The following is a 23,814-nucleotide window of genomic DNA, read 5'->3' on the forward strand; positions in this document are numbered from 1 at the left end:
TTCCCCGCGCCCCTGAGCGGCGCCATCTACCGCGCCGACTGGTTCCTGCGGGTCAGCCACAGGGCTCCGGCCGCTCCGGCGAGGAGCACGGTGCCGCCCAGCGTGCCCAGCGCGATCGCCGAGTCCTCCGGCCCCGTCTGGGGAAGCTGGTCGCCGCCCGAGGAGGACGACCCGGAGGAGCCGGACGACCCGGAGCCGGTCGACCCCGAGGAGCCCGAAGCGCCGCCGCCCGCGGCCTTCACGTCCAGTTCCAGGGACGGCTTCGGGTTGTTCGACGGGGTGCAGGTCGTCGTCGTACCCAGTGCCTTGATGGTCAGCACGCCCGCTGTGAAGGTCACCTTGCCGCTCTTCTTCGGCGTGTACGTCCCGCTCAGGTCGCTGATCTTGATCGGCGAGTTGGCGGGGATCGCCTCCGCGTTCGGCGCTCCGGAGACGGCCAGCTGACCGCTCTCCGCGCCGCCCAGCTTGATGACGGCGCTGGGCTTCATGGCGCCCTTGCCGAGCTCGACCGGGCTGGAGGAGACACCCTTCTGGAAGGACATCGTGATCTTGTAGCCGCTGCCGCTCTTGACCGACTTCATGTCGATCGGGGAGACGGCGCCCTTGTTGCCGATCGGCGTTTTGCACTGATAGTTGACGTCCTGCACCGTGGCGGAAGCGGTGGGGGCGGCCATCAGCACCGCCGAGCCGGCCAGGGCCGCGCTGAGCGCGAACGCGGCGGTTCGTTTCTGGTACGTCCGGTACGACACCTCGAAATCCCTTCAGCCAAACAATTACTGACGGTTCATCAGATGCGGGTGGCTCAAGGTACGCCGGGGACCTTATGGAGGGAAGACAAAGAGCACGCCGGATCGAAGACGATCCGGCGTGCTCGAAAACACGGACGGGACGGGCCCGCGCGGCGGGTCAGGCAGGGGCGCCGACCTCGGCCCACACGGTCTTGCCCGTGACCCCGGGGGTGCGCACGACGCCCCAGTCGAGGCAGAGGCGCTGCACGATGAACATGCCGTGCCCGCCGGGGCGGCCCGCGCGGTGCGGGGTGCGCGGGGCCGGTTCGCCCGCGCCGCGGTCGGTGACCTCGATGCGCAGCACCTTGTTGGCCGGGGAGTCCCCGTAGAACAGAGCGATTTCGTCCGGGCCCTCGGCATGCAGGCAGGCGTTGGTGACCAGCTCGGAGACGACGAGCAGTACGTCCTCCGCAGCGGCGCGGCGATCCGCGGTCGCGGCCGGCAGCCAGCCCCAGGCGTGCAACGCCTCCCGGGTGAAGTCGCGGGCCAACGGCACGATGCCGCTCTCGCCGCCCAGGCTCAGCCTGCGGACCCGGCGGCTCTCAGCGGCCGGCTCGTCGCCGGACCCGGGGCCGTGGTCGCCCGGCGAGTAAGGCCGGGTGGTGCTCATCAGCACTTCACCTCACCGATTCACCAATGTCAGCTTCAAAGTTCAGGGGTAGGGGGTCGGTCGTCTCTGTCGGGTGCGCCGCGTTCTCGGTCGGAGGTCTCCTGCCCGGAGGGACGGTGAGAACACCCCTCACTTGCATGGAGACCTTGTGACGCTGGTAACGCCTCGATCACGCAGAGACAACCGGAGCGTAACTTCTGCATCTCGCGGCCGCGCGCCCTTTCGGAGCCTTCGCATCACTCCGCGGCGAGCGCCGCTTCCAGTGATTCGTGCACGGTAAAAACGGCCTCCGCGCCGGTGATCTCGAAGACCCGGGCCACCACCGGCAGCATCCCGGCCAGATGAACGCCGCCCCCCGCGGCCTCGGCCTTGAGACGGGCGCCGAGCAGAACGTTCAGCCCGGTGGAGTCGCAGAACTCCAGGCGTGAACAGTCGACCACCAGCCGGGAAAGTCCGTTCGCGAGGCATTCGTCCAGGGGTTCACGCAGCAGATCGGCCGTGTGGTGATCCAGCTCACCCGCCGGTGTCACCACGGCACTGGAGCCCTCCTGCCGCACCTCGACCAGAAGCCGGCCCCGATGCGCGCTGCCGACTGTCCCGCGGTCCATGACGACCCTCTCCCGCTCAAGCTCTGCACTGCCTACGACGTGCGGTTGACGCCCTCGAACACTACGCCTTCTGTACGTGCCCTGGTACCTGAACAACCCCTAGGAATCGGACATTTCACCATCAAGTGCACTTGCGGCTCGATGTGGAAAGCGGGTAGGCCTAGTAAGGACACCAATCGACACGGCCGGCTTTGGAGGCGCCGCACACCGCAGTGCACGTATTGGCATCGGCAGCCATATGCCGAGAACGATGGAGGACATCATGTCACCCCGGCTCGACGAATCGCGTACTGACCAGGCGTCGTCGACTCTCCCCCCGGAACCCCGCGCCGACGCCGACGCCACCGCTTCGGACGCTTCCGGCACCGCGACGGACTCCCTGGAAGGGCTCGACGGCCTGCCGGAGATTCCCCCGTACAGCGAAGTTGCCCCGCTCGACGCCCGAGCGCTCTCCAAGACGCTCTTCGAGCGTCTCGAGTCCCTCGAAGAGGGCACCCACGACTTTTCCTACGTCCGCAACACGCTGGTCGAGCTCAATCTCGCGCTGGTGAAGTTCGCGGCCTCCCGGTTCCGCTCCCGCAGCGAGCCGATGGAGGACATCATCCAGGTCGGCACCATCGGCCTGATCAAGGCGATCGACCGCTTCGAGCTGAGCCGCGGCGTCGAGTTCCCCACCTTCGCGATGCCGACCATCGTCGGTGAGATCAAGCGCTTCTTCCGCGATACCTCCTGGTCGGTGCGCGTACCGCGGCGCCTGCAGGAACTCCGTCTCGACCTCGCCAAAGCGGGCGACGAACTCGCCCAGCAGCTCGATCGCGCCCCCACGGTGGGCGAGCTCGCCGAACGCCTGGGCATCTCGAACGAAGAGGTCGTCGAGGGCATGGCGGCGTCCAACGCCTACACCGCCAGCTCGCTCGACGCGCAGCCCGAGGAGGACGACTCCGAGGGCGCCCTCGCGGACCGCATCGGTTACGAGGACCACGGCCTGGAGGGCATCGAGTACGTCGAGTCCCTCAAGCCCCTGATCGCCGAACTTCCCTCGCGCGACCGCAAGATCCTGTCCTTGCGCTTCGTGGCGAACATGACCCAGTCGGAGATCGGCGAAGAGCTGGGCATCTCCCAGATGCACGTGTCGCGACTCCTGTCGCGCACCCTGGTCCGGCTGCGCAAGGGCCTGACGGTGGAGGAGTGAGCCCACCCGACGGTCCCTTACGGTGCCACGCACGAGCGGGCCCGCCTCCCTGATCCCCGGGAGGCGGGCCCGCTCGTTTTGCCGTCCACCGCCGTCAGGGCTTGGCCCCCTGGGCCAGTACGGCGATGTGCGGGAGCGCCAACCGGCCTTCTGAAGACATGAGTTCGGCGGCGAGCCGGTCGTAGTGGGCCTTGACGGCGGCCCGCTCACCGGCGGTCAGCGCGCCGAGCAGCGTCCCGATCGTGCCGATGCCCCCTTCGGCGAAGCCGTCCCACCACCGCGCCGGGTCCTCATGGTGCTCCCATGCGATCTCGGCGCCCTGGACGTCGCCGAATCCGGCGGCGTCCAGCAGGCCCGCGACGCCGTCTCCGGTGCGCGCGAAGTCGATGCCGGGGCTCGGGCGGCCGGCCGGGGGCCGGGCGCCCGCCGCCTCCATGGCCCGGCCGAGCAGGGTCTGCCCCGGCGCGTTGGGGTTGCGCCACAGGGTCACCGCGACACGGCCACCGGGGCGCAGGACCCGCCGCAGTTCGGTGAGCGCGGCGATCGGGTCGCCGACGTGATTGAGCACGAAGTTCGCGGTGACAGCATCGAACGCCCCGTCTGCGAAGGGGAGTTCCGGCAGCGCGGCGCATGCGGTGCGGGCCTCGGGGACGCGGGCCCCGGTCGCCGCCGCCATGTCCGGCTCGGCGTCCACGGCGGTGGTGTGCGCGCCGCGCGCCCGGGCCGCCGCGACGACGGTGCCGGTGCCGCAGCCGACGTCCAGGTGCCGTACGCCGTCGGCCACTCGGGCGGCGTCGAGCAGTTCCGGCACCGGGCGGGCGCACAGCCGTTCCGCGCTGCGGCGGTAGGCGGCGGCGCGCCCGGCCCACATGCGGCGTTCGAGGGCGTCGAAGGCGGAGGCGGTCGTCATGGGAAGGACGGTACGCGGGCGGCCCGTGGGCCCGGTCAGAGGCCGCGGGCGGTGATGTCGCCCTGGGCCGTGGTCGCCTGGATGGTCAGGGCGGGGGTGGCGTCGGTGTTCTTGAGGGTGTTGGCGACGCGGCCGTAGGTGGTGCCCGCGTCCAGGGCCGCGGAGACTCCGGGGGCGGCGCCGACGGTGATGTCGCCCTGCTGGGTGCGGAGCGTGAGGGTGCCTCCGGCGGCCTCGGTGACGGTCAGGTCGCCGCGCTGTGTGGTGAGTTCGGCGTCGCCGGCGAGGCGGCCGATCACTATGGCGCCGTCCTGGAGGGTGACGCGGGCGCCGGCGACCTCGTCCAGTTCGACCGGTCCCTGGGCGCTCTCGACGACGACGTCGCCGAGCCGTCCCTCACCGCGCAGTCCGGCGCGGGCCGCGGTGACCTCGACGTGCGAGCCGGCGGGCAGGTGAACGGTCACCTCGATCTCGCCGGAGGAGCCGAAGGCCTGGTTCCCGGCCTCGGGGGCGGCGATCCGCAGCACGCCGTCCGCGTACCCGGCGGTGGTGCGCTCGGCGGCCTTCTCGTCGCGGCCCTTGCCCGCGGTGGCGGGGCGGACCTCGACGGTGGTGTCGGCGCGGTCGGCCGCCACGACGTGGATGCGGGCGGCGGGGAGGTCGAGGACGGCGGTGATCGGGGCGGGGGTGGTGAAGTTCTGCATCGTTCTCTCCTTGAACCTGAGGCTCGCTGTTTCCGATGAGAGAAACGCTACGTTGCGTTTATGGATTCCTCAACACTTTCATTGCCTGTGATTTCTGAACTCCGAGGCCAGGAGCGGTATTTCATTGCAACTGGACTCCCGGTTAACGCAACAGACGGCTCAGTTTCATTGCAATGATTGAAGGTGAACGCTCCGGAGGGCTTAGGCTGGCCGCCGCAGAACAGGAGCCCTCACCTGCCATGACCAGCCAGCCCGCTCTCTCCGTACGCGCCGTCTCCCGCGCGGAGCATCTGGCCCACCTCACCCTGTATCCCGGTGTGAGCCACCTCCAGATCCCCGAGTGGGGCGCTGTGAAGCCCGACTGGGAGGCGGAGAGCATCGGCTGGTTCGAGGGGCCGGTCATGGTGGCGGCGGCACTCGTGCTGTACCGGGCGCTGCCGGGGACCCGGCGCACGCTCGCCTATCTGCCCGACGGGCCGTCGATCGACTGGCGCGATCCGCGGCTGGGCCGGTGGCTGGAGCCGCTGGTCGCGCACGCGACGGAGCGCGGGGCGTTCTCCCTGCGCATCGGGCCGCCGCTCGTCGTACGGCAGTGGGAGCCGGCCACCGTCGCGGAAGGCATCGCCGACAGCGGCGTACGGCATCTGCACGGCATGTCGGCCGACCACATCGACGGCACGGCCCTGGAGGTCGGGGCGCGGCTGCGGCGGCTCGGGTGGCGGCCGTGCGCGGACGGCGACGACGCCGGGTTCGGGGTGGGGCAGCCACGGTACGGGTGCCAGGTGCCGCTGGCCGGGCGGTCGGCGGAGGCGGTGCGCGCCGGGCTCGCGCCGCGCTGGCAGGAGGAGCTGGACACGTCGGAGGCGGCCGGGATCCGGGTGACCTGGGGTTCGGTCGCCGACCTGCCCGCCTTCCACCGGCTGTACGTCCGCACCGCCGCCCGGGACGGTTTCAAGGCCCGGCCCGCCGCGTACTTCGACCGCATGTGGCAGGCGCTGAACGCGGAGGACGGCGACCGGCTGCGGCTGTACCTCGCCGAGCGCGACGGCGAGGCGCTGTCCGCCGCGCTGATGATCTCCGTCGGCTCACGGTTCTGGCACTCCTACGCCGCGTCCGGCGACCGGGGGCGTGAACAGCGTCCCGGCAACGCCCTGTTGTGGCGGATGCTGGGCGTCGCGCGGGCGGCGGGCGCGGGCACGTACGACCTGCGGGCCGTCAGTCCGCTCCTCACCGAGGACAACCGGCTGCTCGGCCGGCTCCGGTTCAAGACCGGGGCCGGCGGGCGGGCCGTGGAGTACCTCGGCGAGTGGGAGCTGCCGGTCGGGCCCCAAGGACGCGTGCTGCAACGGGCGTTGGGGTTCTACCTCGGGCACCGCTGAGCCCGCCGCGAGCGCCGGTCAGGCCGCGCGGACCCCGGCCCGCCAGACCTCCGACACCAGCGGCACGCCCGGCCGGTACGCGAGGTGTACGTGGCTGGGGGCGTCCAGGAACACCAGGTCGGCCCGCGCCCCGGGGGCCAGGTGGCCGATGTCCGTGCGGCGCAGCGCCTTGGCGCCGCCCGCCGTCGCCGACCAGAGCGCCTCGTCCGGGGTCATGCCCATGTCCCGTACCGCGAGGGCGATGCAGAACGGCACCGAGGACGTGAAGGACGAGCCCGGGTTGCAGTCCGTGGAGAGGGCCACCGTGACGCCCGCGTCCAGGATGCGGCGGGCGTCCGGCCACTCGGCGCGGGTGGAGAACTCGGCGCCGGGGAGCAGGGTCGCCACCGTGTCGCTGTTCGCGAGGGCGTCGACGTCGGCGTCCGTGAGGTGGGTGCAGTGGTCGGCCGACGCGGCGTCGAGTTCCACGGCGAGCTGGACGCCGGGGCCGTAGGAGAGCTGGTTGGCGTGGATGCGCGGGAGGAGGCCCTTGGCCTTGCCGGCGGTGAGGATCGCGCGGGCCTGGTCGCCGTCGAAGGCGCCCTTCTCGCAGAAGACGTCGATCCAGCGGGCGTGCGGGGCGCAGGCGTCCAGCATCTCGCCGGTCACGAGGTCGACGTAGGCCGCCGGGTCGTCGGCGTAGTCGGGAGACACGATGTGGGCGCCCAGGTACGTGACCTCGTCGGTGTGGGCCGCGGCGATGCGCAGGGCGCGTTCCTCGTCGGCCGTGGTGAGGCCGTAGCCGGACTTCGTCTCGAAAGTGGTCGTGCCCTGGCGGAGCGCTTCCGCGAGGTGGTGGGTGAGGTTCGCTTCGAGGTCGGCGTCGGTGGCGGCGCGGGTGGCGGCGACCGTGGTGCGGATGCCTCCGGCGCGGTAGCTCTGGCCCGACATGCGGGCGTTGAACTCTTCGGTGCGGTCGCCGGCGAAGACCAGGTGGGAGTGGGAGTCCACGAAGCCGGGGATGACGGCTCGGCCGTGCGCGTCGTGGGTCGCGTCCGTCGCCGGGACCTCGGCCGTCGGGCCCGCCCAGACGATGCGGTCGCCCTCGATGACGAGCGCGGCGTCCTTGATCTGGCCCAGGGGGCCGGTGCCGAGGTCCGGGTTGTTGGTGACCAGGGTGCCGATGTGGGTGATGGCCGTCGCTGTCATGGTTCCTCTCCGGGGTGGGTGGGGCGGTTGTGTCGAGAGTGCGGGTGCGTGGGGGCTGGTCGCGCAGTTCCCCGCGCCCCTGGGTCGGCCTTCGTCTGCGGGCCGGTGGCCGCTTCTCGCGCAGTTCCCCCCGCCCCCGAGGCAGGCGCTACGCGCCGCCTCCCCTTGAGGCTGCGCTTCGCGCGCCTCTGATGGAGATAGCGCACGAAGTGCGCATCTCCAGGGGCGCGGGGAACTGCGCGAGAAGCCCCACCGGGCCGCGGACGAACGCGAACCCGGGCCCGCACACGAACGGGACGGTCAGCGCAGGGCCGCGATGGCTGTCGACAGGGCCGATGCCACGTCGCCGACCCCGAGATGGCGCCCGTCGCGGACCACCTCCCGGCCCCCCGCGACCACGTCGGTGACATCTGCGCCGCCCGCCGAGAACACGGCCGTCTCCGCGCCGAGCCGCGGCACCGCCCCGGCGGTCCGGACCGAGTCGAGCGTCACGGTGACGAGGTCGGCGAGCGCCCCGGGCTCGATGGTGCCCGCGTCGGACCAGCCCAGCGCGGCGTGCCCGTCGGCAGAGGCGGCACGGAGCAGCGCGTTCGCCGTCCAGTGGCCCCGAGTGCGCGAGCGAAGGCGCTCGTTCAGTTCCATCGCGCGCGCCTCCTCGAAGAGGTCGATCACGGCGTGGCTGTCCGAGCCGAGGGAGAGCGGCGAACCCGCCTGCTGGAGCTGGACGGCGGGGCCGATGCCGTCGGCCAGGTCGCGTTCGGTGGTCGGGCACATGCAGGTGCCGGTGGACGATCCGCCGATGAGCTTGATGTCGGCGTCCGTGAGATGGGTGTTGTGGACGCCGGTGGTGCGGGCGCCCAGCACCCCGTGATCGGCGAGGAGTTGGGTCGGCGTACAGCCGTGGGCGGCCTGGCACGCGTCGTTCTCGGCGGTCTGCTCGGAGAGGTGGACGTGGAGCGGGGCGCCCCGGTCGGCGGCCCACTCGGCGACCGTCGCCAGCTGGTCCGCAGGAACGGCCCGCACGGAGTGCACGGCCGCGCCGATCCGGGCGTGCGGCCGATCGGTCAGCAGGGACGCGCGCTCGGCCCAGCCTGCCGTGGTGCCGTCGGAGAAGCGCAGCTGGTGCCGGTCGGGCTCCTTGCCGAAGCCGGAGGAGACGTACGCCGTGTCGAGGAGCGTGATCCGGATGCCGGCGTCGGCCGCGGCGGCGATCAGCGCCTCGCCCATCGCGTTCGGGTCGGCGTAGCGGGTGCCGCCGGGGGCGTGGTGCACGTAGTGGAACTCGCCGACGGCCGTGATGCCGGTCAGCGCCATCTCCGCGTACACGGCGCGGGCGAGGTCGAAGTACGTCTCCGGCGTCAGACGGTCCGCGACGCCGTACATCACCTCACGCCAGGTCCAGAACGTGCCCGAGCCGACCTGCACCGTCGCGCGCAGCGCCCGGTGGAAGGCGTGGCTGTGGGCGTTGGCGAGGCCCGGGAGGGTCAGGCCGCGCAGGACGGTCGCGCCGGGCGGCGGGGTGGTGACCTCGGTGCGGACCGCCGTGATGCGGCCGACGCCGTCCGTCACCGCCACGTCCACGGCCACGTTCGGCTCGACGTGGGTGCCCAGCCAGGCGTGTTCGAGCCAGTACGTCGTCGTCACTTGCAGGCCAGCCCTTCCAGTACGTCGGCCAGTGCGCGCACCCCGGCGAGGCAGTCGTCCTCGGCGGCGGTCTCGGCCGGGGAGTGCGAGACGCCCGTCGGGTTGCGTACGAACAGCATGGCGGTGGGGACCGACGAGGCGAGGATTCCGGCGTCGTGTCCCGCGCCCGTGCCGAGGACGGGCACGTCAAGGCCCGCTTCGAGGCCGAGGATGCGGGAGATCTCGTCGCGCAGCGCGTGGTCGAACTCGACGACCGGTGTGAACGACTCGCGGGTGAGCGTGACGTCGATGCCGTGCGCGTCTCCGTACTCGCGGGCGGCCTTCTCGATCGCGGTGACCGTCGTGTCGAGGGCGTCCTGTCCGGCGGCACGGGAGTCGAGCCAGCCGCGGACCATCGAGGGGATGGCGTTGACGCCGTTCGGCTCGACGGAGATCTTGCCGAAGGTGGCCACCGCGTTCGCGAGCCGGGCCTCACGGCGGGCCGCAAGGACCGTCTCCGCGTAGGGCAGCATCGGGTCGCGGCGGTCGACGAGCCGGGTGGTGCCCGCGTGGTTGGCCTCGCCCGCGAAGTCGAAGCGCCAGCGGCCGTGCGGCCAGATGGAGCTGGCGATGCCGACCGCGTCGCCGGACAGGTCCAGGGCGCGGCCCTGCTCGACGTGGAGTTCGATGAACGCGCCGATCCGGGCGAGGCGCTCGGGGTCGGGGCCGATCGCCTCGGGGTCGTACCCGGCCCGCTCCATCGCCTGCGGGAGGGTGACGCCGTCGGCGTCGGTGAGCCGGTACGCGGCCTCGCGGGTGAGGTGGCCGCCGGTGAGGCGGGAGCCGACGCAGGCCAGACCGAAGCGGGCGCCCTCCTCGTCGCCGAAGTTGGTGATGGCGAACGGCCTGGTGAACTGCGCTCCCCTGTCGCGCAGTTCGTCCAGGGCCGCGAAGGACGAGACCACGCCGAGGGGGCCGTCGAAGGCACCGCCGTCGGGGACCGAGTCCAGGTGGGAGCCGGTGACGACGGCGTCGCCGGCCTCCGGGTCGCCGAGCCAGGCCCACTGGTTTCCGTTGCGGTCCAGTTCGTAGGTCAGGCCGCGGGACTCCGCCTGGTCCTTGAACCAGGCGCGGCAGTCGGCGTCGGCGCCGGTCCAGGCGTGCCGGCGGTAGCCGCGGGTGTCCTTGTCCCGGCCGACGGGGAGCAGGTCCCGCCACATCTCCAGGAAGCCCGGGGCACCGTCCCGCGCCCCCGACGGGGCTTGAGTACTCACTGACTGCCGTCCTCTCCCATGGCTCCCGCTCCCATGGCTCCCTGATGAATTCGCTATTCACATCCTGGTCATTTGAATAGACCTAGTCAACACCTCACCCCGGCGCCGCCCCGGTGATTGCCTGGGCGCATGGCATCCACGGACGACCCCACCCTTCCCCTGCCCGGACTCCCCGACCGCCGCGCACGCGATCGCGACCTGGCCGTACGCGCGGCCGTCGAGCGGGGCCTCGTCGGGCCCGCCGCCCCGGTGGCCGGGCTGCTCGACGTGACCGGCATCCGCGCCTCCGCGGCCGCCCTGCGCGCCGCCTTCGACGCGGTCGCCGCGCCCGGCACCGAGATCCTGCACGCCTTCGCGGTGAAGGCCACCCCGCTCGTGCCGGTGCTGCGGCTGCTGCACCGGGCCGGGCTCGGCGCCGAGGTCGCGAGCCCCGGCGAGCTGGCCCTGGCCCGCGCCGCCGGGGTGCCGCCCGCCCGCACCGTCCTCGACTCCCCCGCCAAGACCGGCGCCGAGCTGAGAGAGGCCCTCGCCCTCGGCATCGCCGTGAACGCCGACAATCCGCAGGAGCTGACCCGCCTCGACACCCTCGTCGCCTCCGCGCCCACCCGCTCCCCGCTCGGCCTGCGGGTGAACCCGCAGACCGGCGCCGGGTCCATCGGCGCCACGTCCACCGCGACCGCCACCTCGAAGTTCGGGGTCGCGCTGCGCGACGAGGGGGCCCGCGACTGGGTCGTGCGGGCGTACCTGGACCGGCCCTGGCTGACCCGCCTGCACACGCACTCCGGATCCCAGGGGGTGCCGCTGGAGCTGCTCGCCGAGGGGGTGCGCACGGCGTACGACCTGGCCGAGGAGATCAACGAGGCGGCCGGGCGGCGCCAGATCGACACCCTCGACATCGGCGGCGGCCTCCCGGTGAACTTCGGCTCCGACGAGGACACCCCGGACCACGCCGGGTACGCGAAGCTGCTCGCCGAGCGGGTGCCGGGGCTCTTCGACGGGCGCTACGGCCTGGTGACCGAGTTCGGCCGCTCCCTGCTCGCCAAGCACGGCACGACGCTCGCGCGCGTGGAGTACGCGAAGGAGAGCGGCGGGCGCCCGATCGCCGTGACCCACGCGGGAGTCCAGGTGGCGACCCGGACCGTGTACCTGCCCGAGGCGTGGCCGCTGCGGATCGCCGCGTACGACGCCCAGGGCCGGCCCGCGAGCGGTCCCGAGGTTGCGCAGGACATCGCGGGGCCCGCCTGCTTCGCGGGCGACCTGCTCGCCGCCGACCGCGCCCTGCCGCTCCTGGCGGCGGGCGACCACGTGGCCGCGCTCGACACCGGCGCCTACGGATTCGCGCACCACTACGCGTACAACTCGCTCGCCCGGCCCGGGGTCTACGGATTCACCGCGGACCCCGACGGCGACGTCCGGTTCGCGACCGTACGGGAGCCGCAGACGACCGAGGAGATCGTCGCCGAGTCCGGCGGCGCCCTGCGCGGCACACTGCTCGGCCTCTGACCGGCCGCACCACCCGTCCCGCCCGCCCCACCGCACGGCACGAACACCGATGGGATCAGGGCGGGTTGGCGGATTCTAGACCGTCTTCGAATGTTCCACCGGAAAATGCCAGAACGCTCACCAGGCCGCCGTACCGTGCGTAGCGTCTCCGTCACACGCGCACCAGCGGTTCACGAACGCGGTCGCGGCGACCAGGTGGGGGGTTTCAGGCGTGCCCGGAATCGACGAGTGTCTGCTGGAGGCCATGCGACTGCCGGGGGCACGCGGTGCCTCCGTCGTCGACTGGACCAGCGGGCTCGCGCTGGGCACCATCGGGGACTCGCCCAACGGCGACCACGAGGCCACCGCCACCGAGGCCGCGGAACTGGCCCGGCTCGCCGCCGAGCACCGGGCCTTCGCCCCCGCCGACGGCAACGACTGGACCGAGGGCGCGGGCGGGGCCAAATCGCCGCCCGTCGAGGACGTCATCGTCACCAGCCGCGACGGCTACCACCTGCTGCGCTTCGTGCCGACCACCTTCGACAGCAGCGTCTTCCTGCACCTGTGGCTCGATCGCGACGAGGGCAATCTCGCGCTGTCCCGCATACGTCTCGCCGACCTCGCCGACCGGCTGGTCCTGGGATGACCACCGCCTCCGCGCCCGCAGGCGTCTCCCCGATGCTCAGCAGACTGGCCGCGGAGCAGGCCACCGGCGCACTGATACGTGAGCACGGCACCCTCTATCTCGCCGACGGCCGGATCGTGCACGCGGAGTCCCCCGCGACCCCCGGCATGGACGTCCTGCTCACCGCGGGCGGCGCCGTGCGCGCCGACGGCTGGTGGGAGGCCGTCGACCGGGCCGGTGCCCGGCGCTCCGTCGGCCGCTATCTCGTCGAGCACGGCGGGCTGAGCGACGGCGCGCTCGAACTGTGCCATCTGGGCGCCCTGTTCGACGCCGCGTACTTCACCCTCGCGCCGAGCAGCGGCCCGACCCGGTTCCGCTACGGGGTCTCGCACTGGTTCGGGGCGGTGCGCCCGGTGCCGGTGGCGTCCGTCGAGCGGGAGACCCTGCGCCGCCGCGATCTGCTCCAGCGAATCTGGCCCGAGCCGGACACCGACACCGCGCCGCTCACCCGGGCCGGCGCCGACGACTTCCGGGTGCCGCCGCGCCGGCGCCGCGTCCTCGATCTGGTGGACGGCGAGCGCACCGCGTCCCAGATCGCGCTGACCCTGGGCCGGCCCGCCTTCCACACCCTGGTCGACCTGCGGCGGCTCGCCGCGGGCGGCCTGGTCACCACCGCACCCCCGGCACCCGCCGCCACCGTCGCACCGCCCGAGTGGCTGGCGCGGGCCGCCGTCGACGACCCCGACGTGGCCCTGCTGCGCCGCCTTCGCAACGCCCTGGAGGCTCTGTGATCCGCCTCCGCCGCGGCGCCCGGGGTCCCGTCGCATCCTCCGAACTCTCCGAAGGGAGACCGCCGATGGCGGACGAGGCCGAAGTCCTCGGCGAACTACAGCGGTTGAGAGTGCGGGTGCCCCAGGTCACGGGGGCGCTCGCGGCCAGCGTCGACGGGCTGGTGCTCGCCCAGGACACCTCCGGCGTCGAGCCGGAGGGGCTCGCCGCGCTGACCGCGGCCGCCCTCGGGGTCGCCCAGCGGCTCTCCGATGCCACTGGGCAGGGCGCCTTCCGCGAACTGCTGGTGCGCGGCACGAGCGGCTACGTCGCGACGTACGCCGCCGGGGACACCGCCGTCCTCACGCTCCTCGCCGAGAACCGGGTCAATGTCGGGCGGCTGCATCTGGAGGGCCGCAGAGCGGGCTCCCGGGTCGGTGAACTCGTCGCCGAGGCGGCCGAGTTGCCCGAACCCGTGATGCGGACGAGGGGCCGGTCCCGGGCCCGCACCGCGGCGTCCGACCCGGTCCCGACCACCGACAGCGGGCTCCCGGTCCGCACCGCGAAGCCGTCCGACCTCGCCAAGCACACCGAGTCCAAGCTCCAGCCCAGAACAGCCCGTTAAGACGCTGAGACGCCGTCGACACACACCGAACGCGACACCGAGAAGCCGTACACGAAAGGAACCACCATCATGACCAACGCCGAGACCGCTCTCAAGGACGCCGTCGCCTCCATCGAGGGCGCCAGCGCCGCCGCCCTGGTCGACTACACCAGCGGCATGGCCCTCGGGACGATCGGCGGCTCCAAGTCGTTCGACCTGGAGGTGGCGGCGGCCGGGAACACCGACGTCGTCCGCGCCAAGCTCCGCACCATGGAACACCTCGGCATCAAGGACGAGATCGAGGACATTCTGATCACCCTGAACACCCAGTACCACCTGATCCGCCTGATCAAAGGCCGCGGGGGCAACGGGCTGTTCCTCTACCTGGTGCTCGACTCCTCGCGCGCCAACCTGGCGATGGCCCGCCACCAGCTCAAAAAGATCGAGGCCGAACTGGAGGTCTGAGTCCGTGCGGGGCAGACCGCAGGACAGACCTTAAGGACGCCGCGCCCCACCACCGGGCGCGGCGTCTCCTGCTGCCGTGCCGGTCGCCCGGTACCCCTTGACCTGCTTGCCGACGGGGCCGCCCGCCCGTGCGCCGAGCCAGTCGACGCGCAGCCACACCAGCGCGTCCCCGCCGCTCTCCCGGCGCCCCAGCCAGGCCGCCTTCAGCCACAGCCCGGCGCCCGCACCGGCCAGAACCATGCCGCCGACGGCGGGCACGGCGAGGGAGCTGCCGACGGCCGCGAGGAACGCGAGCAGCAGCCACCAGCGGTGCCCGCGACGCCAGTTGCGCACGGTCACCGCCCGGTCCTGCAGCACGTCGTGCCGGCCGGCACGGGTGGCCTCCCGGGTCAGTTTCAGGTACCGCTTGCGCCTGCTGTACGCGACCCAGAGCGCGGCCACGACGAAGAGCACGGCGCCCGCCATGACCCCGATCCGGCGCCCGGTGAAGCCGCCGGGCAGCACCCCGATCCCGGCCGCGAGCACTCCGGACCACCACAGCGGGGCGGCGCCCGCCCGCACCACGACGGCCGTCCTGACCAGCCCTTGCGCTCCGCGTCCCACCGTCTGCTCCCTCCGCCACCGCTGTCCGGACGCGGGGAGCGTAATGCCCGTGTCTGAGTTCTTCCTGAGAGCCCCGGGGCGCTCAGGCCACTTCGGCGGGCGCCCGCGCGGCCAGTGTCCGCAGCCGGTCCGCCGTGACGGAGCCGGGCTCCGGCGTGTACACCACGAGCGCCTGCTCGGGGTCGCCGGAGACCGTCAACGTCTCGTAGGGCATGACCAGTTCACCGACGACGGGATGCAGCATCCGCTTCGCACCGGCCGTCTTCCGCTTCACCTCGTGGTCGGCCCAGAGGCGCCGGAAGTCGTCGCTGGCCAGTGACAGTTCGCCGACCAGACGGGCCAGGTGCGGGTCACTCGGATGCAGGCCCGCGTCGAGGCGCAGGTACGCGACCGTCTCCGCGGCGACAGCGGCCCACTGCGGGTACAGCTCGCGCGCGGCCGGTTCGAGGAAGACCTGCCGCGGCATGTTCCGGTCCTTCGGCGCCATCGCCGAGAACCCGAGCACGGCGTCGCCCAGCGCGTTCCAGGCCAGGACGTCCATGCGCCGGCCGAGCACGAACGCGGGCGCCTTGTCGATCGTGTCCAGGAGCAGCCGCAGCCCGGCCCGCACCCGCTGCCCGCTCTCCCCGCGGCCGGCCCGCGCGGGCCGCGCCACCGACCGCAGATAGGCCTGCTCGGTCGCATCCAGCCGCAGCACCCGGGCGACGGCGTCCAGGACGGCGTCGGAGACGGACGCCCCGCGCCCCTGCTCCAGCCGGATGTAGTAGTCGACGCTGACCCCCGCGAGTTGCGCGACCTCCTCGCGCCGCAGCCCCGGCACCCGCCGCCGCCCGTACTCCGGCAGCCCGACCTCCTCGGGCCGGATGCGGGCCCGCCGCGACCGCAGGAAGTCCCCTATGCCGCCCAACTCCGTTTCCATGCGCCGATCCTAGAGTCGGCCCGCGCCGCCATCCTGGTACTGGTGGACCCAGGAAAAGCTCTGCGCTGGGTACGCGAACGGCCGCGCGCCAGAGTCCTGTCCATGACGACGACACCGCACACGCAGAGCATCCGAAGCCCGTACGCCGCGCTCTCCGGCCGCACCGCCCTGATCACCGGCGCCGCCAGCGGGATGGGTGAGGCGACCGCCCGGCTGCTGGCCGCGCACGGGGCACGGGTCGCGCTGCTGGCCCGCCGCGAGGAGCGGCTCACCGGTCTGGCCGAGCGGATCGGCGCGGACGGCGGCACCGCGCTGGTCGTGCCCACGGACCTCACCGACCAGGCGTCCGTCGACGCGGCCGCCGACCGGGTGCACGCCGCGTACGGACCGGTGGACCTCGTGGTGAACGCGGCGGGCGTGATGCTGCCCAATCCGATCGCCGACGGCCGCGCCGACGAATGGCGGCGCATGCTCGACACGAACGTCACCGGCGCGCTGCGGGTGATCCGCGCCTTCGTCCCCGACCTGGTCGAGGCGGCCGGGGCGGGCGGCACCGCGGACCTGGTGAACATCTCCTCGATCGGCGCGCACGTCCCGTTCCCGAACTACGCGGTGTACGGGGCGACCAAGGCGGCCCTGACGTATCTCTCGCAGTCGCTGCGCACGGAACTCGGCCCGCAGGACGTCCGTGTCACCAACATCGAGCCGGGCCTGACCGACACCGAGCTGGCAGGTCACGTCGACAACGCGGACCTCTCCGCCGAGCTGGACGGCATGTTCGAGGCGCTGGCCGGGCTCACCTCCGACGACATCGCCGACCTGATCGCGTACACGACGAGCCGGCCCCGCCGGGTGAACCTGCGCCAGGTGATCGCGCTGCCCACGCGCCAGGCGTGAGCAGGAGCCCGCTACCCCTCCCAGTCGGAGCCGGAGCCGGAGCGCTGCTCCTCCCGCGGCCGCCGCCCGCCGCGCGGTCGGCCCGGCCAGGCCCCGCTGTGCAGCGCGTTCACCGCGACGATGCCGCCCCAGGCGATCAGCAGCCCGGGCAGATCGGCGTTGACCACGGCGATCGCGGACAGCGGGATAGCGAGGACGAGGGAGACGACGGCGAAGCCGAAGCGCTCGCCCCAGCTGTCGCCGCGGGGGTGGCCGCGGCGGGTGTCGCGGGCCACGGTCATCTGCTGCTCGGCGAGCTGACGCCGCACCCGGCGGTCGACCACGGAGTCGAGCCGCTGGTCGACCTTGTCGAGGAAGGAGTCGACGAGCGCCGACTCGTACTCCTCACCCAGCTCTCTGCGAGCCTGAAGGGTCGCGTCGAGCTCTTTCTTCAGTTCGGCATCGCGTGCGCGTTCGCGGGCTTCCATACCCTCGTACGGTACGGATCCGGGAGCCCGGAGGCAGTGGGGCTAACCCCCCGAAACGACCGGCTCGCGCTCGTGGGGCAGGCCCAGGATCGTCTCGTCGGGCACGTGCGAGACGTCGCGGCGGGCCAGCAGCCAGTACAGGACGGCCGGGACGGCGAGGCCCACGATCCAGGAGACGTCGGCGCCGCCGAGCGGCTCGACGAACGGGCCGGTGTAGAACGACGTGGCCAGGAACGGCAGCTGCGCCAGGACGCCGACCGCGTACACGGCGAGCGCGTCCCACCGCCAGGCGCCGTAGCGGCCGTTCGGGTCGGCGAGGGCCGGGATGTCGTAGCGCTCGTGCGAGATCAGGTAGTAGTCGACGAGGTTGATCGCGGACCACGGCGTGAAGAACGTCAGCAGGAACAGCAGGAAGTCCTTGAAGGAGTCCAGGAAGCTGTCCTTGCCGAGCAGCGCGACCGCCGTCCCGGCGACCATGATGACCGCGATGTACGCGGACCGGCCGCGCGCGCCGAGGGTGCGCTGGCCGCGGAAGCCGCTGATGCCGGTCACCATCGACATGAAGCCGCCGTACGTGTTGAGCACGTTGATGGTGAGCTTGCCGAGCGCGATCACGAAGTAGAGGACGGAGGCGACGAGACCGGCGCCGCCGAGCGAGACGACGTAGCCGACCTGGTCGTCGAGGAACTTCTCCCCGGCGCTCGCGGCGACCAGCACACCGAACGTCATCGACCACTGCGAGCCGAGCGCCGAGCCCGACAGCGTCCACCAGAACGTCGCCTTGCCGCTCGTCGAGCGCGGCAGATAGCGCGAGTAGTCGGCGACGTACGGGCCGAACGCGAGCTGCCACGACGCCGAGAGGGAGACGGCGAGCAGGAACATCGGGAAGGAGAAGTGCGCGTCGCCGAGGAGCGCGCCGAGGTCGACGCGGTCCAGGAGCCGGATGCCGAGATAGACGAAGGCGAGCGCGCAGATCACGCTGGCGACCCGGCCGAGGACGTGGATGACGCGGTAGCCGACGGCCGCCATGACGGCCGTGACCAGCGCGAAGACGATGATGCCGGTGACGTCGTTGGTGTGCGTCAGCTGGGCGGTCGCCTGGCCGGCCAGCACGCTGCCGCTGGCGAAGAAGCCGACGTACATGAGGATCACGAGGAGCAGCGGTACGACGGCGCCCTTCACCCCGAACTGCGCCCGGGACTGGATCATCTGGGGCAGTCCGAGCTTGGGGCCCTGCGCCGAGTGCAGGGCCATGACGGTGCCGCCGAGCAGATTGCCCACGACGAGCCCGATCAGCGACCAGACGACGTCGCCGCCGAAGACGACCGCGAGGGCGCCCGTGACGACGGCCGTGATCTGGAGGTTGGCACCGAGCCAGAGCGTGAACTGGCTGAAGGGCCGTCCGTGCCGTTCGCTGTCGGGTACGACGTCGATGGAGTGCTGCTCCACTACCGCTGCCATTCGATGGCTCCTTACTCTTGCGCTTACTTCTTCTGCGCTTACTTCTTCTGCGTCAGGCCGTGCCGGCGCGCGTAGTCGTTCGCCACGTCCTCCGGGTCCTTCTTGTCCTTGTCGACGAGCCGGTTCAGCTCGGTCAGGTCCTCGGTGGTCAGTACGTTGCCGAGGCGGGCCAGCGCCTTGCGGACGGTCGAGTCGGCCTTGCGGTCGGCGATCAGCGGGACGACGTGCTGGCCGGGGACGAGGTTCTTGGGGTCGCTGAGCACGACCCAGTGGTTGGCGGCGATGTCGGTGTCGGTGGTGAACAGGTTCGCCACGTCGACGTCGCCCTTCTTCAGGGCGCCCTTGACCAGCGGTCCGGAGGAGTCGAGGGACTTGAACTCCTTGAACTCGACGCCGTACACGTCCTTCAGGCCGACGGCCCCGACCTGCCGCTTCTTCACTTCCGGGGCAGCGCCGATGACGAGCTTGCCGTTGTGCTTCGCCAGGTCGGCGAGGGACTTGAGCTTGTACTTCGCGGCGGTCTCCCGGGTGACGACGAACGCGTCGGAGTCCTCGGCCATCCCGTAGGGCAGGATCTGCAGGCCGTTCGGGAGGACCATCGCGAGCGCGTTCTGCATCTCGCCCTCCTCTGCGGCCTTCGACTTGGTGTCGAGGTAGTGCAGGAGGGCGCCCTGGTACTCGGGCAGCAGGTCGATGTCGCCGCCCTTGAGCGCGGGGATGAGGATCTCGCGCGTGCCCAGGTTGGGCCGCACATTGGTCTTCACGCCTGCGGCGTCGAGTGCGGCCGCGTACAGGTAGCCGAGGACCTGGTTCTCGGTGAAGTTGGCGGTGCCGATGGTGACGCCGCCCTTGCTGGACCCGGAGCCCGAGCCCGCACCGCCCCCGCCGTCCAGGGAGGTGATGCCGCCGGAACAGGCGGCGAGTGCGGGCACGGAGGCCGCGGCGGCGAGTCCGCCGAGCAGCGTGCGTCGGTTCATGATGCTCATCTGGCGTGCTCCTAGGCGGACTTGGGGGAGGCGGCGGGGCGGTGGCGGAACAGCAGGCGCTGGAGGCCGGACAGGGCGAGGTCGAGGACGACGGCGACGACCGCGACGAGCACGGCGCCGCCGAGCACCTGGACGAGGTCGCGCTGGGCGAGCCCGTCGAAGACGTAGCGGCCGAGCCCGCCGAAGGACACGTACGCGGCGATGGTGGCGGTGGCCACGACCTGGATCAGCGCGAGCCGGAGCCCGGTCATGATCAGCGGCAGCGCGAGCGGCAACTCGACCTGGAACAGCACCTGGTGGGCGCGCATGCCCTGGCCGCGCGCGGCGTCGCGCACCTCGGGGTCGACGGCGGTCATGCCCGCGTACGTGTTCGTCACGATGGACGGCACGGCGAGCGCGACGAGCGCGATGTAGACGGGCCACATCGACAGCCCGCTGGCGAGGAAGACGAGCACGACGAGACCGACGGTCGGCAGCGCCCGCCCGAAGGACGACAGGTTGATGGCGACGAACGCGCCGCGTCCGGTGTGCCCGATCAGCAGCCCGACGGGCAGCGCGATCGCGGCGGCGACGAGCGTGGCGATCAGCGAGTACTGGAGGTGCTCGGCGAGCCGGTGCCCGATGCCGTCGGGGCCGGTCCACTGCTCGCCGCTGACGAGCCAGGACCCGAGGTTCTTGAACAGTTCGTACATGGCGGTCAGCCCTTCCGGGTCCGGGTCCAGGGCGTCAGCAGCCGCTGCACGGCGACCAGGATCGCGTCGGCGACGAGCGCGAGCAGCAGCGTGAGCACGACGCCGACGATCACCGGGGTCGGGAAGTTGCGCTGGAACCCGTCGGTGAAGAGCTGGCCGAGGCCGCCGTCACCGATGTACGTCGCCACGGAGACGAGCGAGATGGACATGACGGTGGCGATGCGGACGCCCGCCATGATCACGGGCAGCGCGAGCGGGAACTCGACCGTGAGCAGGGTCCGCATCGGCCGCGTCCCCATGGCCTTGGCGGCTTCCTTCGTCTTCTGCGGCACGGAGTCGAGTCCCTCGACGGTGTTCCGCAGCAGCACGACCAGGGTGTAGATCGTCAGGCCGATGACGGTGGTGGTGCGGGTCAGCCCGGAGACCGGGAGCAGCAGCACGAACACCGCGATCGACGGAATCGTGAACAGCACGTTCGACAGCCCGAGCAGGAACCCGCGCAGCTGCCGCACCCGGTGGGCGACGACGGCGAGCGGCAACGAGATCAGCAGCCCGAGCCCGACGGCGCTGAGGGCCGCCTGGAGGTGGGACAGGGTGAGGCTGGTGAGGTCCGAGCCGTGCTCGGATATCCAGGTCCAGTCGATGGTCATGCGCTACCGGCCTCCTTGGGAGCGGCCTCGGCACCCTCAAGCCCCTCAGACGCCTGAGAAGCGGCCTCCGCACCATCAAGCCCCTCTGACGCCTGAGAAGCGGCCTCCGCACCATCAAGCCCCTCCGGCGATTGAGGAGCGGGGTCCGGGGCGGAGCCCCGAGTCGGTGCGCCCGTCAGGGCCTGCGCGTGCGCGGCCCCGGCCCGCCCATGGATGTCGTCCCGGGACGAGACCCCGGTCAGCACCCCATCGGCATCCACCCGGACCACCAGCCCGGAGGGAGCGGCAACGGACTCGTTCAGCGCCGAAAGCAGCGAGTCCGAGTCGCGCAACGCCCGCACAGGCGACTCGGCACCGGAAGACCGCTCGCGCCAGACCACCGGCTTGCGAGCGGCGTCGAGGACCAGCTCCCAGGAGCCGCCCTCGGGTGCCGCTCCCTGCGGTACGCCGCTCAAGTCGCTCAGCGACAGCAGCTTCAACCCGCGCTCGGCCCCGAGAAAGTCCGCGACGAACTCATCGGCAGGCCGCGCAAGAAGCTCAGACGGCGCCGCACACTGCACCAGATGCCCGCCCTCGCGGAACACGGCTATCCGGTCACCGAGCCGCACGGCCTCGTCGATGTCGTGGGTGACGAACACGATGGTCTTGTTCAGCTCCTGCTGGAGCCGCAGCAGCTCGTCCTGGAGCTGGGTGCGCACGACAGGGTCGACGGCGCCGAACGGCTCGTCCATGAGCAGCACCGGCGGATCGGCGGCGAGCGCCCGGGCCACCCCGACGCGCTGCTGCTGACCGCCGGAGAGCTGGTGCGGGTAGCGCTTGCCCATCTCGGCGGCGAGCCCGACCCGCTCGAGGAGTTCCGCGGCGACCGTCCGGGCCTTCTTGCGGCCCCAGCCGAGCAGCAGCGGCACGGTGGCGACGTTGTCGAGGACGGTGCGGTGCGGGAAGAGGCCGGACTGCTGGATGACGTACCCGATGGAGCGCCGCAGCTCGGCGGCGTCCTGGTCGAGGACGTCGCGCCCGCCGACCCGGATCGTGCCGGAGGTGGGCTCGACCATCCGGTTGATCATCCGGAGGCTGGTGGTCTTGCCGCACCCGGAGGACCCGACGAAGACGGTCACGCCTCCCTCCGGCATGTCGAGGGAGAGGTCGTGCACCGCGGTCGTGCCGTTCGGGAACCTCTTGTGGACCGCTTCGAACTGAATCATGGAGCGCCTCTGGAGTCCTCTTGCCCGTCCTGCATATCGTCATGCAGAGTTCTCGGTGGATGAATAAGTTGTCAATGGCCTGGTGTAAATCGCTGGTAAATCGCCGCCGGATCATCCCAGATCGACCGAACTGTGAGACGCGCACGCCTACTTGAGGAGGAAAAGCCCGTTATGCCCCCTAAGTCGCCTCCGGTGATCCCCGCGACGCCCGAGCCCCCGGCGGTCCCCCGCCCGGTCGTCGTCCTCGACGGCCACGGCCTGCCCGTCGCCGACGTGGTCCGCCTCGCGCACTCCGAGGCCCGGCCGGTCCCCGGCACCGACGCCATGAAGCGGGTCGAGGAGTCCTGGAACGCGGCCCGCGAGATCGCCGCGTGGGGCCGCGTCTACGGCCGCTCGACCGGCGTCGGCGCCAACCGCAGCGAGGACGTGCCCACCGAGGCCGCCGCCGACCACGGCCTGCGCCTGCTGCGCAGCCACGCGGGCGCGATCGGCGCCGAGCTGCCCGAGCGCGAGGTCCGGGCGATGCTCGCGGTCCGCGCCAACCAGCTGCTCGCGGGCGGCGCCGGCCTGCGCCCCACCGTCGTCACGGCGCTGTGCGAGGCCCTGACGAACGGCGCGCACCCCTCGGTCAACGAACACGGCTCGGTCGGCACCGGCGACATCGCGCCGCTCGCCCAGATGGGCCTGGCGCTCGCGGGAGAGCACCCCTGGCGCGGCAAGGGCACCCCGCCCGAGGCGCAGCCCCTCGACAACAACGACGCCCTGGCGCTGATCTCCTCCAACGCCCTCACCCTCGGCCAGGCCGCCCTCGCCCTGCACGAACTGCGCGACCTGCTGACCGCGACCCAGCTGGTGGCGGCGATGAGCCTGATGGCGGTCGACGGCTCCTACGAGGCGTACGCGCTGCCGGTGCACGAGGCCCGCCACCACAAGGGCAGCTACGGCGTCGCGGCGAGCATGCGCGCGATCCTCGGCGCCGACGAGCGCCCCACCCCGCCGCTCGGCCGCATCCAGGACCCGTACGGCTTCCGCTGCGTGCCGCAGATCCACGGCCCGGCGCACGACGCGGCCGACGCCCTCGAAGACGTCCTCATGGTCGAGATCAACGCGGCCGCGGAGAACCCCTTGATCTCCCCCGAGGACATGGCCGCGTACCACCACGGCGGCTTCTACATGGCCCAACTCGCGCTCGCCCTGGACCACTTCAGGCTGGCGATGACCCAGGTCGCCCGCCTCTCCACCTCCCGCCTCTCCACCCTGAACGAGCCGAACTTCACCCGCCTGCGACCCTTCCTCGCGGACGGCGAGGCGGCGGCGTCCGGCGTGATGATCCTGGAATACGCGGCCGGCGGCGCCCTCGCCGACCTGCGCGCCTTCGCCGCCCCCGCCTCACTCGGCCACGCGGTCCTCTCCCGAGGCGTCGAGGAACAGGCCAGCTTCGCCTCCCTGGCGGCCCGCCAGACACTGCGCCTGTGCGCGGCCTACCGCCAGGTCGTCGGCTGCGAACTCGTCGCGACGGTACGGGCGTTGCGCCTGCGCGACCTCCGCCTGGACCCGGAACTGCCGGTGGGCCGCGCGTTCGCCCTCGCGGACGCGGAGCTGGACCCGGAGATGGCCGATCGTCCCTTGACGCTGGATGTGGAGCGGGCGGCTGAGTTGCTCGGGCAGTTCGAGGTGTAGGGGTCGCACGTCGGCTGCGGCTCTCGTCGTGGCT

Annotated in this window: 25 protein-coding genes; 9 read left to right on the plus strand and 16 right to left on the minus strand. The window is 72.1% G+C overall.

The features are described from left to right. Window positions 1–26 precede the first annotated feature (26 nt). The 3 genes from ACFVDP_RS35145 to ACFVDP_RS35155 form a co-directional block, all read right to left on the minus strand. On the minus strand, window positions 27–749 hold the full coding sequence (locus ACFVDP_RS35145) for an LPXTG cell wall anchor domain-containing protein (protein ID WP_383498676.1): 723 nt from the start codon (window positions 747–749) through the stop codon (window positions 27–29). A 157-nt stretch (window positions 750–906) separates the two neighbouring features. After that, a complete protein-coding gene (locus ACFVDP_RS35150) occupies window positions 907–1,398 on the minus strand; it encodes an ATP-binding protein (protein ID WP_383498679.1) in 492 nt (163 codons plus the stop codon). Window positions 1,399–1,634: 236 nt separating this feature from the next. Then, window positions 1,635–2,006, minus strand: a complete 372-nt coding sequence (locus ACFVDP_RS35155) for an STAS domain-containing protein (RefSeq protein WP_383498682.1) — start codon at window positions 2,004–2,006, stop codon at window positions 1,635–1,637. Window positions 2,007–2,268: 262 nt separating this feature from the next. On the opposite strand from ACFVDP_RS35155, the gene ACFVDP_RS35160 reads away from it, so the two are divergent. After that, window positions 2,269–3,198 carry an RNA polymerase sigma factor SigF gene (locus ACFVDP_RS35160; protein ID WP_383498856.1) on the plus strand — a complete coding sequence of 310 codons (930 nt, stop codon included), beginning with the start codon at window positions 2,269–2,271 and terminating at the stop codon, window positions 3,196–3,198. 94 nt (window positions 3,199–3,292) lie between these two features. Here the strand turns inward: ACFVDP_RS35160 and ACFVDP_RS35165 are convergent, their stop codons facing one another. Next, window positions 3,293–4,108, minus strand: coding sequence for a class I SAM-dependent methyltransferase (locus ACFVDP_RS35165; protein WP_383498685.1), 816 nt, complete (start codon window positions 4,106–4,108; stop codon window positions 3,293–3,295). Between the two features lie 35 nt (window positions 4,109–4,143). Continuing rightward, the gene (locus ACFVDP_RS35170) at window positions 4,144–4,812 is read right to left on the minus strand and encodes a DUF4097 family beta strand repeat-containing protein (RefSeq protein ID WP_383498688.1); all 669 of its coding nucleotides are present in this window, start codon (window positions 4,810–4,812) and stop codon (window positions 4,144–4,146) included. A 239-nt stretch (window positions 4,813–5,051) separates the two neighbouring features. Between ACFVDP_RS35170 and ACFVDP_RS35175 the strand changes: the two genes are divergently transcribed. Beyond that, entirely contained in the window at window positions 5,052–6,191 is a 1,140-nt protein-coding gene (locus ACFVDP_RS35175; protein WP_383498691.1) for a lipid II:glycine glycyltransferase FemX, read from the plus strand. Between the two features lie 18 nt (window positions 6,192–6,209). Here ACFVDP_RS35175 and hutI read toward each other — a convergent pair whose 3' ends face one another. The 3 genes from hutI to ACFVDP_RS35190 form a co-directional block, all read right to left on the minus strand. Further along, window positions 6,210–7,379, minus strand: coding sequence for an imidazolonepropionase (hutI, locus tag ACFVDP_RS35180; RefSeq protein ID WP_383498694.1), 1,170 nt, complete (start codon window positions 7,377–7,379; stop codon window positions 6,210–6,212). A gap of 300 nt (window positions 7,380–7,679) precedes the next feature. Then, the gene (locus ACFVDP_RS35185; RefSeq protein WP_383498696.1) at window positions 7,680–9,023 is read right to left on the minus strand and encodes a formimidoylglutamate deiminase; all 1,344 of its coding nucleotides are present in this window, start codon (window positions 9,021–9,023) and stop codon (window positions 7,680–7,682) included. Next, complete coding sequence (locus tag ACFVDP_RS35190; protein WP_383498859.1) at window positions 9,020–10,222, minus strand: allantoate amidohydrolase; 1,203 nt, start codon at window positions 10,220–10,222, stop codon at window positions 9,020–9,022. The genes ACFVDP_RS35185 and ACFVDP_RS35190 overlap by 4 nt, the downstream gene beginning before the upstream one ends. Window positions 10,223–10,405: 183 nt before the next feature. Here ACFVDP_RS35190 and ACFVDP_RS35195 point away from each other — a divergent pair, with 183 nt between their 5' ends. From ACFVDP_RS35195 to ACFVDP_RS35215, 5 genes are all read left to right on the plus strand, one after another. Next, on the plus strand, window positions 10,406–11,779 hold the full coding sequence (locus tag ACFVDP_RS35195; protein WP_383498699.1) for a diaminopimelate decarboxylase: 1,374 nt from the start codon (window positions 10,406–10,408) through the stop codon (window positions 11,777–11,779). 211 nt (window positions 11,780–11,990) lie between these two features. Next, complete coding sequence (locus ACFVDP_RS35200) at window positions 11,991–12,404, plus strand: hypothetical protein (RefSeq protein ID WP_383498702.1); 414 nt, start codon at window positions 11,991–11,993, stop codon at window positions 12,402–12,404. Continuing rightward, window positions 12,401–13,174 carry a transcriptional regulator gene (locus tag ACFVDP_RS35205; RefSeq protein ID WP_383498705.1) on the plus strand — a complete coding sequence of 258 codons (774 nt, stop codon included), beginning with the start codon at window positions 12,401–12,403 and terminating at the stop codon, window positions 13,172–13,174. The genes ACFVDP_RS35200 and ACFVDP_RS35205 overlap by 4 nt, the downstream gene beginning before the upstream one ends. Window positions 13,175–13,239: 65 nt before the next feature. After that, a complete protein-coding gene (locus ACFVDP_RS35210) occupies window positions 13,240–13,776 on the plus strand; it encodes a roadblock/LC7 domain-containing protein (protein WP_383498708.1) in 537 nt (178 codons plus the stop codon). A 69-nt stretch (window positions 13,777–13,845) separates the two neighbouring features. Beyond that, window positions 13,846–14,220 carry a hypothetical protein gene (locus ACFVDP_RS35215; RefSeq protein ID WP_361548706.1) on the plus strand — a complete coding sequence of 125 codons (375 nt, stop codon included), beginning with the start codon at window positions 13,846–13,848 and terminating at the stop codon, window positions 14,218–14,220. A 30-nt stretch (window positions 14,221–14,250) separates the two neighbouring features. Here the strand turns inward: ACFVDP_RS35215 and ACFVDP_RS35220 are convergent, their stop codons facing one another. Together ACFVDP_RS35220 and ACFVDP_RS35225 are read right to left on the minus strand one after the other, a co-directional pair. Next, the gene (locus ACFVDP_RS35220; RefSeq protein ID WP_383498711.1) at window positions 14,251–14,823 is read right to left on the minus strand and encodes a hypothetical protein; all 573 of its coding nucleotides are present in this window, start codon (window positions 14,821–14,823) and stop codon (window positions 14,251–14,253) included. A gap of 82 nt (window positions 14,824–14,905) precedes the next feature. Beyond that, the gene (locus tag ACFVDP_RS35225) at window positions 14,906–15,742 is read right to left on the minus strand and encodes a helix-turn-helix domain-containing protein (protein WP_383498714.1); all 837 of its coding nucleotides are present in this window, start codon (window positions 15,740–15,742) and stop codon (window positions 14,906–14,908) included. A 102-nt stretch (window positions 15,743–15,844) separates the two neighbouring features. On the opposite strand from ACFVDP_RS35225, the gene ACFVDP_RS35230 reads away from it, so the two are divergent. After that, window positions 15,845–16,639 carry an SDR family oxidoreductase gene (locus ACFVDP_RS35230; protein ID WP_383498717.1) on the plus strand — a complete coding sequence of 265 codons (795 nt, stop codon included), beginning with the start codon at window positions 15,845–15,847 and terminating at the stop codon, window positions 16,637–16,639. 11 nt (window positions 16,640–16,650) lie between these two features. On the opposite strand, the gene ACFVDP_RS35235 is transcribed toward ACFVDP_RS35230, so the two are convergent. Genes ACFVDP_RS35235 through ACFVDP_RS35260 form a run of 6 tightly spaced genes read right to left on the minus strand, consistent with a single transcriptional unit; the run spans window position 16,651 to window position 22,100 of the window. Further along, the gene (locus ACFVDP_RS35235) at window positions 16,651–17,106 is read right to left on the minus strand and encodes a hypothetical protein (protein WP_383498720.1); all 456 of its coding nucleotides are present in this window, start codon (window positions 17,104–17,106) and stop codon (window positions 16,651–16,653) included. A gap of 42 nt (window positions 17,107–17,148) precedes the next feature. Next, complete coding sequence (locus ACFVDP_RS35240; protein WP_383498723.1) at window positions 17,149–18,567, minus strand: purine-cytosine permease family protein; 1,419 nt, start codon at window positions 18,565–18,567, stop codon at window positions 17,149–17,151. Between the two features lie 38 nt (window positions 18,568–18,605). Further along, the gene (locus ACFVDP_RS35245) at window positions 18,606–19,544 is read right to left on the minus strand and encodes an ABC transporter substrate-binding protein (RefSeq protein ID WP_383498862.1); all 939 of its coding nucleotides are present in this window, start codon (window positions 19,542–19,544) and stop codon (window positions 18,606–18,608) included. A 20-nt stretch (window positions 19,545–19,564) separates the two neighbouring features. After that, window positions 19,565–20,245 carry an ABC transporter permease gene (locus ACFVDP_RS35250; RefSeq protein ID WP_383498726.1) on the minus strand — a complete coding sequence of 227 codons (681 nt, stop codon included), beginning with the start codon at window positions 20,243–20,245 and terminating at the stop codon, window positions 19,565–19,567. 5 nt (window positions 20,246–20,250) lie between these two features. Next, window positions 20,251–20,895 (minus strand): ABC transporter permease, encoded by a 645-nt coding sequence (locus tag ACFVDP_RS35255; protein WP_383498729.1) that lies wholly within the window; start codon window positions 20,893–20,895, stop codon window positions 20,251–20,253. Beyond that, window positions 20,892–22,100, minus strand: a complete 1,209-nt coding sequence (locus ACFVDP_RS35260) for an ABC transporter ATP-binding protein (RefSeq protein ID WP_383498732.1) — start codon at window positions 22,098–22,100, stop codon at window positions 20,892–20,894. The genes ACFVDP_RS35255 and ACFVDP_RS35260 overlap by 4 nt, the downstream gene beginning before the upstream one ends. A gap of 171 nt (window positions 22,101–22,271) precedes the next feature. Between ACFVDP_RS35260 and ACFVDP_RS35265 the strand changes: the two genes are divergently transcribed. Then, a complete protein-coding gene (locus tag ACFVDP_RS35265; protein WP_383498734.1) occupies window positions 22,272–23,780 on the plus strand; it encodes an aromatic amino acid ammonia-lyase in 1,509 nt (502 codons plus the stop codon). The last annotated feature ends 34 nt before the right edge of the window (window positions 23,781–23,814 follow it).

It is taken from the genome of Streptomyces sp. NPDC057694 (assembly GCF_042799415.1).
Taxonomy (GTDB): Bacteria; Actinomycetota; Actinomycetes; order Streptomycetales; family Streptomycetaceae; genus Streptomyces.

Bases quoted from the DNA above. Each gene is read 5' to 3' on its own strand.
- ACFVDP_RS35240 (WP_383498723.1), bottom strand. From the start codon at position 18,567: ATGGCAGCGGTAGTGGAGCAGCACTCCATCGACGTCGTACCCGACAGC.
- ACFVDP_RS35225 (WP_383498714.1), bottom strand. From the start codon at position 15,742: ATGGAAACGGAGTTGGGCGGCATAGGGGACTTCCTGCGGTCGCGGCGG.
- ACFVDP_RS35150 (WP_383498679.1), bottom strand. From the start codon at position 1,398: ATGAGCACCACCCGGCCTTACTCGCCGGGCGACCACGGCCCCGGGTCC.
- ACFVDP_RS35205 (WP_383498705.1), top strand. From the start codon at position 12,401: ATGACCACCGCCTCCGCGCCCGCAGGCGTCTCCCCGATGCTCAGCAGA.
- ACFVDP_RS35235 (WP_383498720.1), bottom strand. From the start codon at position 17,106: ATGGAAGCCCGCGAACGCGCACGCGATGCCGAACTGAAGAAAGAGCTC.
- ACFVDP_RS35170 (WP_383498688.1), bottom strand. From the start codon at position 4,812: ATGCAGAACTTCACCACCCCCGCCCCGATCACCGCCGTCCTCGACCTC.
- ACFVDP_RS35250 (WP_383498726.1), bottom strand. From the start codon at position 20,245: ATGTACGAACTGTTCAAGAACCTCGGGTCCTGGCTCGTCAGCGGCGAG.
- ACFVDP_RS35155 (WP_383498682.1), bottom strand. From the start codon at position 2,006: ATGGACCGCGGGACAGTCGGCAGCGCGCATCGGGGCCGGCTTCTGGTC.
- ACFVDP_RS35265 (WP_383498734.1), top strand. From the start codon at position 22,272: ATGCCCCCTAAGTCGCCTCCGGTGATCCCCGCGACGCCCGAGCCCCCG.
- ACFVDP_RS35190 (WP_383498859.1), bottom strand. From the start codon at position 10,222: ATGTGGCGGGACCTGCTCCCCGTCGGCCGGGACAAGGACACCCGCGGC.
- ACFVDP_RS35260 (WP_383498732.1), bottom strand. From the start codon at position 22,100: ATGATTCAGTTCGAAGCGGTCCACAAGAGGTTCCCGAACGGCACGACC.
- ACFVDP_RS35245 (WP_383498862.1), bottom strand. From the start codon at position 19,544: ATGAACCGACGCACGCTGCTCGGCGGACTCGCCGCCGCGGCCTCCGTG.
- ACFVDP_RS35215 (WP_361548706.1), top strand. From the start codon at position 13,846: ATGACCAACGCCGAGACCGCTCTCAAGGACGCCGTCGCCTCCATCGAG.
- ACFVDP_RS35195 (WP_383498699.1), top strand. From the start codon at position 10,406: ATGGCATCCACGGACGACCCCACCCTTCCCCTGCCCGGACTCCCCGAC.
- ACFVDP_RS35165 (WP_383498685.1), bottom strand. From the start codon at position 4,108: ATGACGACCGCCTCCGCCTTCGACGCCCTCGAACGCCGCATGTGGGCC.
- hutI (WP_383498694.1), bottom strand. From the start codon at position 7,379: ATGACAGCGACGGCCATCACCCACATCGGCACCCTGGTCACCAACAAC.
- ACFVDP_RS35210 (WP_383498708.1), top strand. From the start codon at position 13,240: ATGGCGGACGAGGCCGAAGTCCTCGGCGAACTACAGCGGTTGAGAGTG.
- ACFVDP_RS35160 (WP_383498856.1), top strand. From the start codon at position 2,269: ATGTCACCCCGGCTCGACGAATCGCGTACTGACCAGGCGTCGTCGACT.
- ACFVDP_RS35255 (WP_383498729.1), bottom strand. From the start codon at position 20,895: ATGACCATCGACTGGACCTGGATATCCGAGCACGGCTCGGACCTCACC.
- ACFVDP_RS35175 (WP_383498691.1), top strand. From the start codon at position 5,052: ATGACCAGCCAGCCCGCTCTCTCCGTACGCGCCGTCTCCCGCGCGGAG.
- ACFVDP_RS35230 (WP_383498717.1), top strand. From the start codon at position 15,845: ATGACGACGACACCGCACACGCAGAGCATCCGAAGCCCGTACGCCGCG.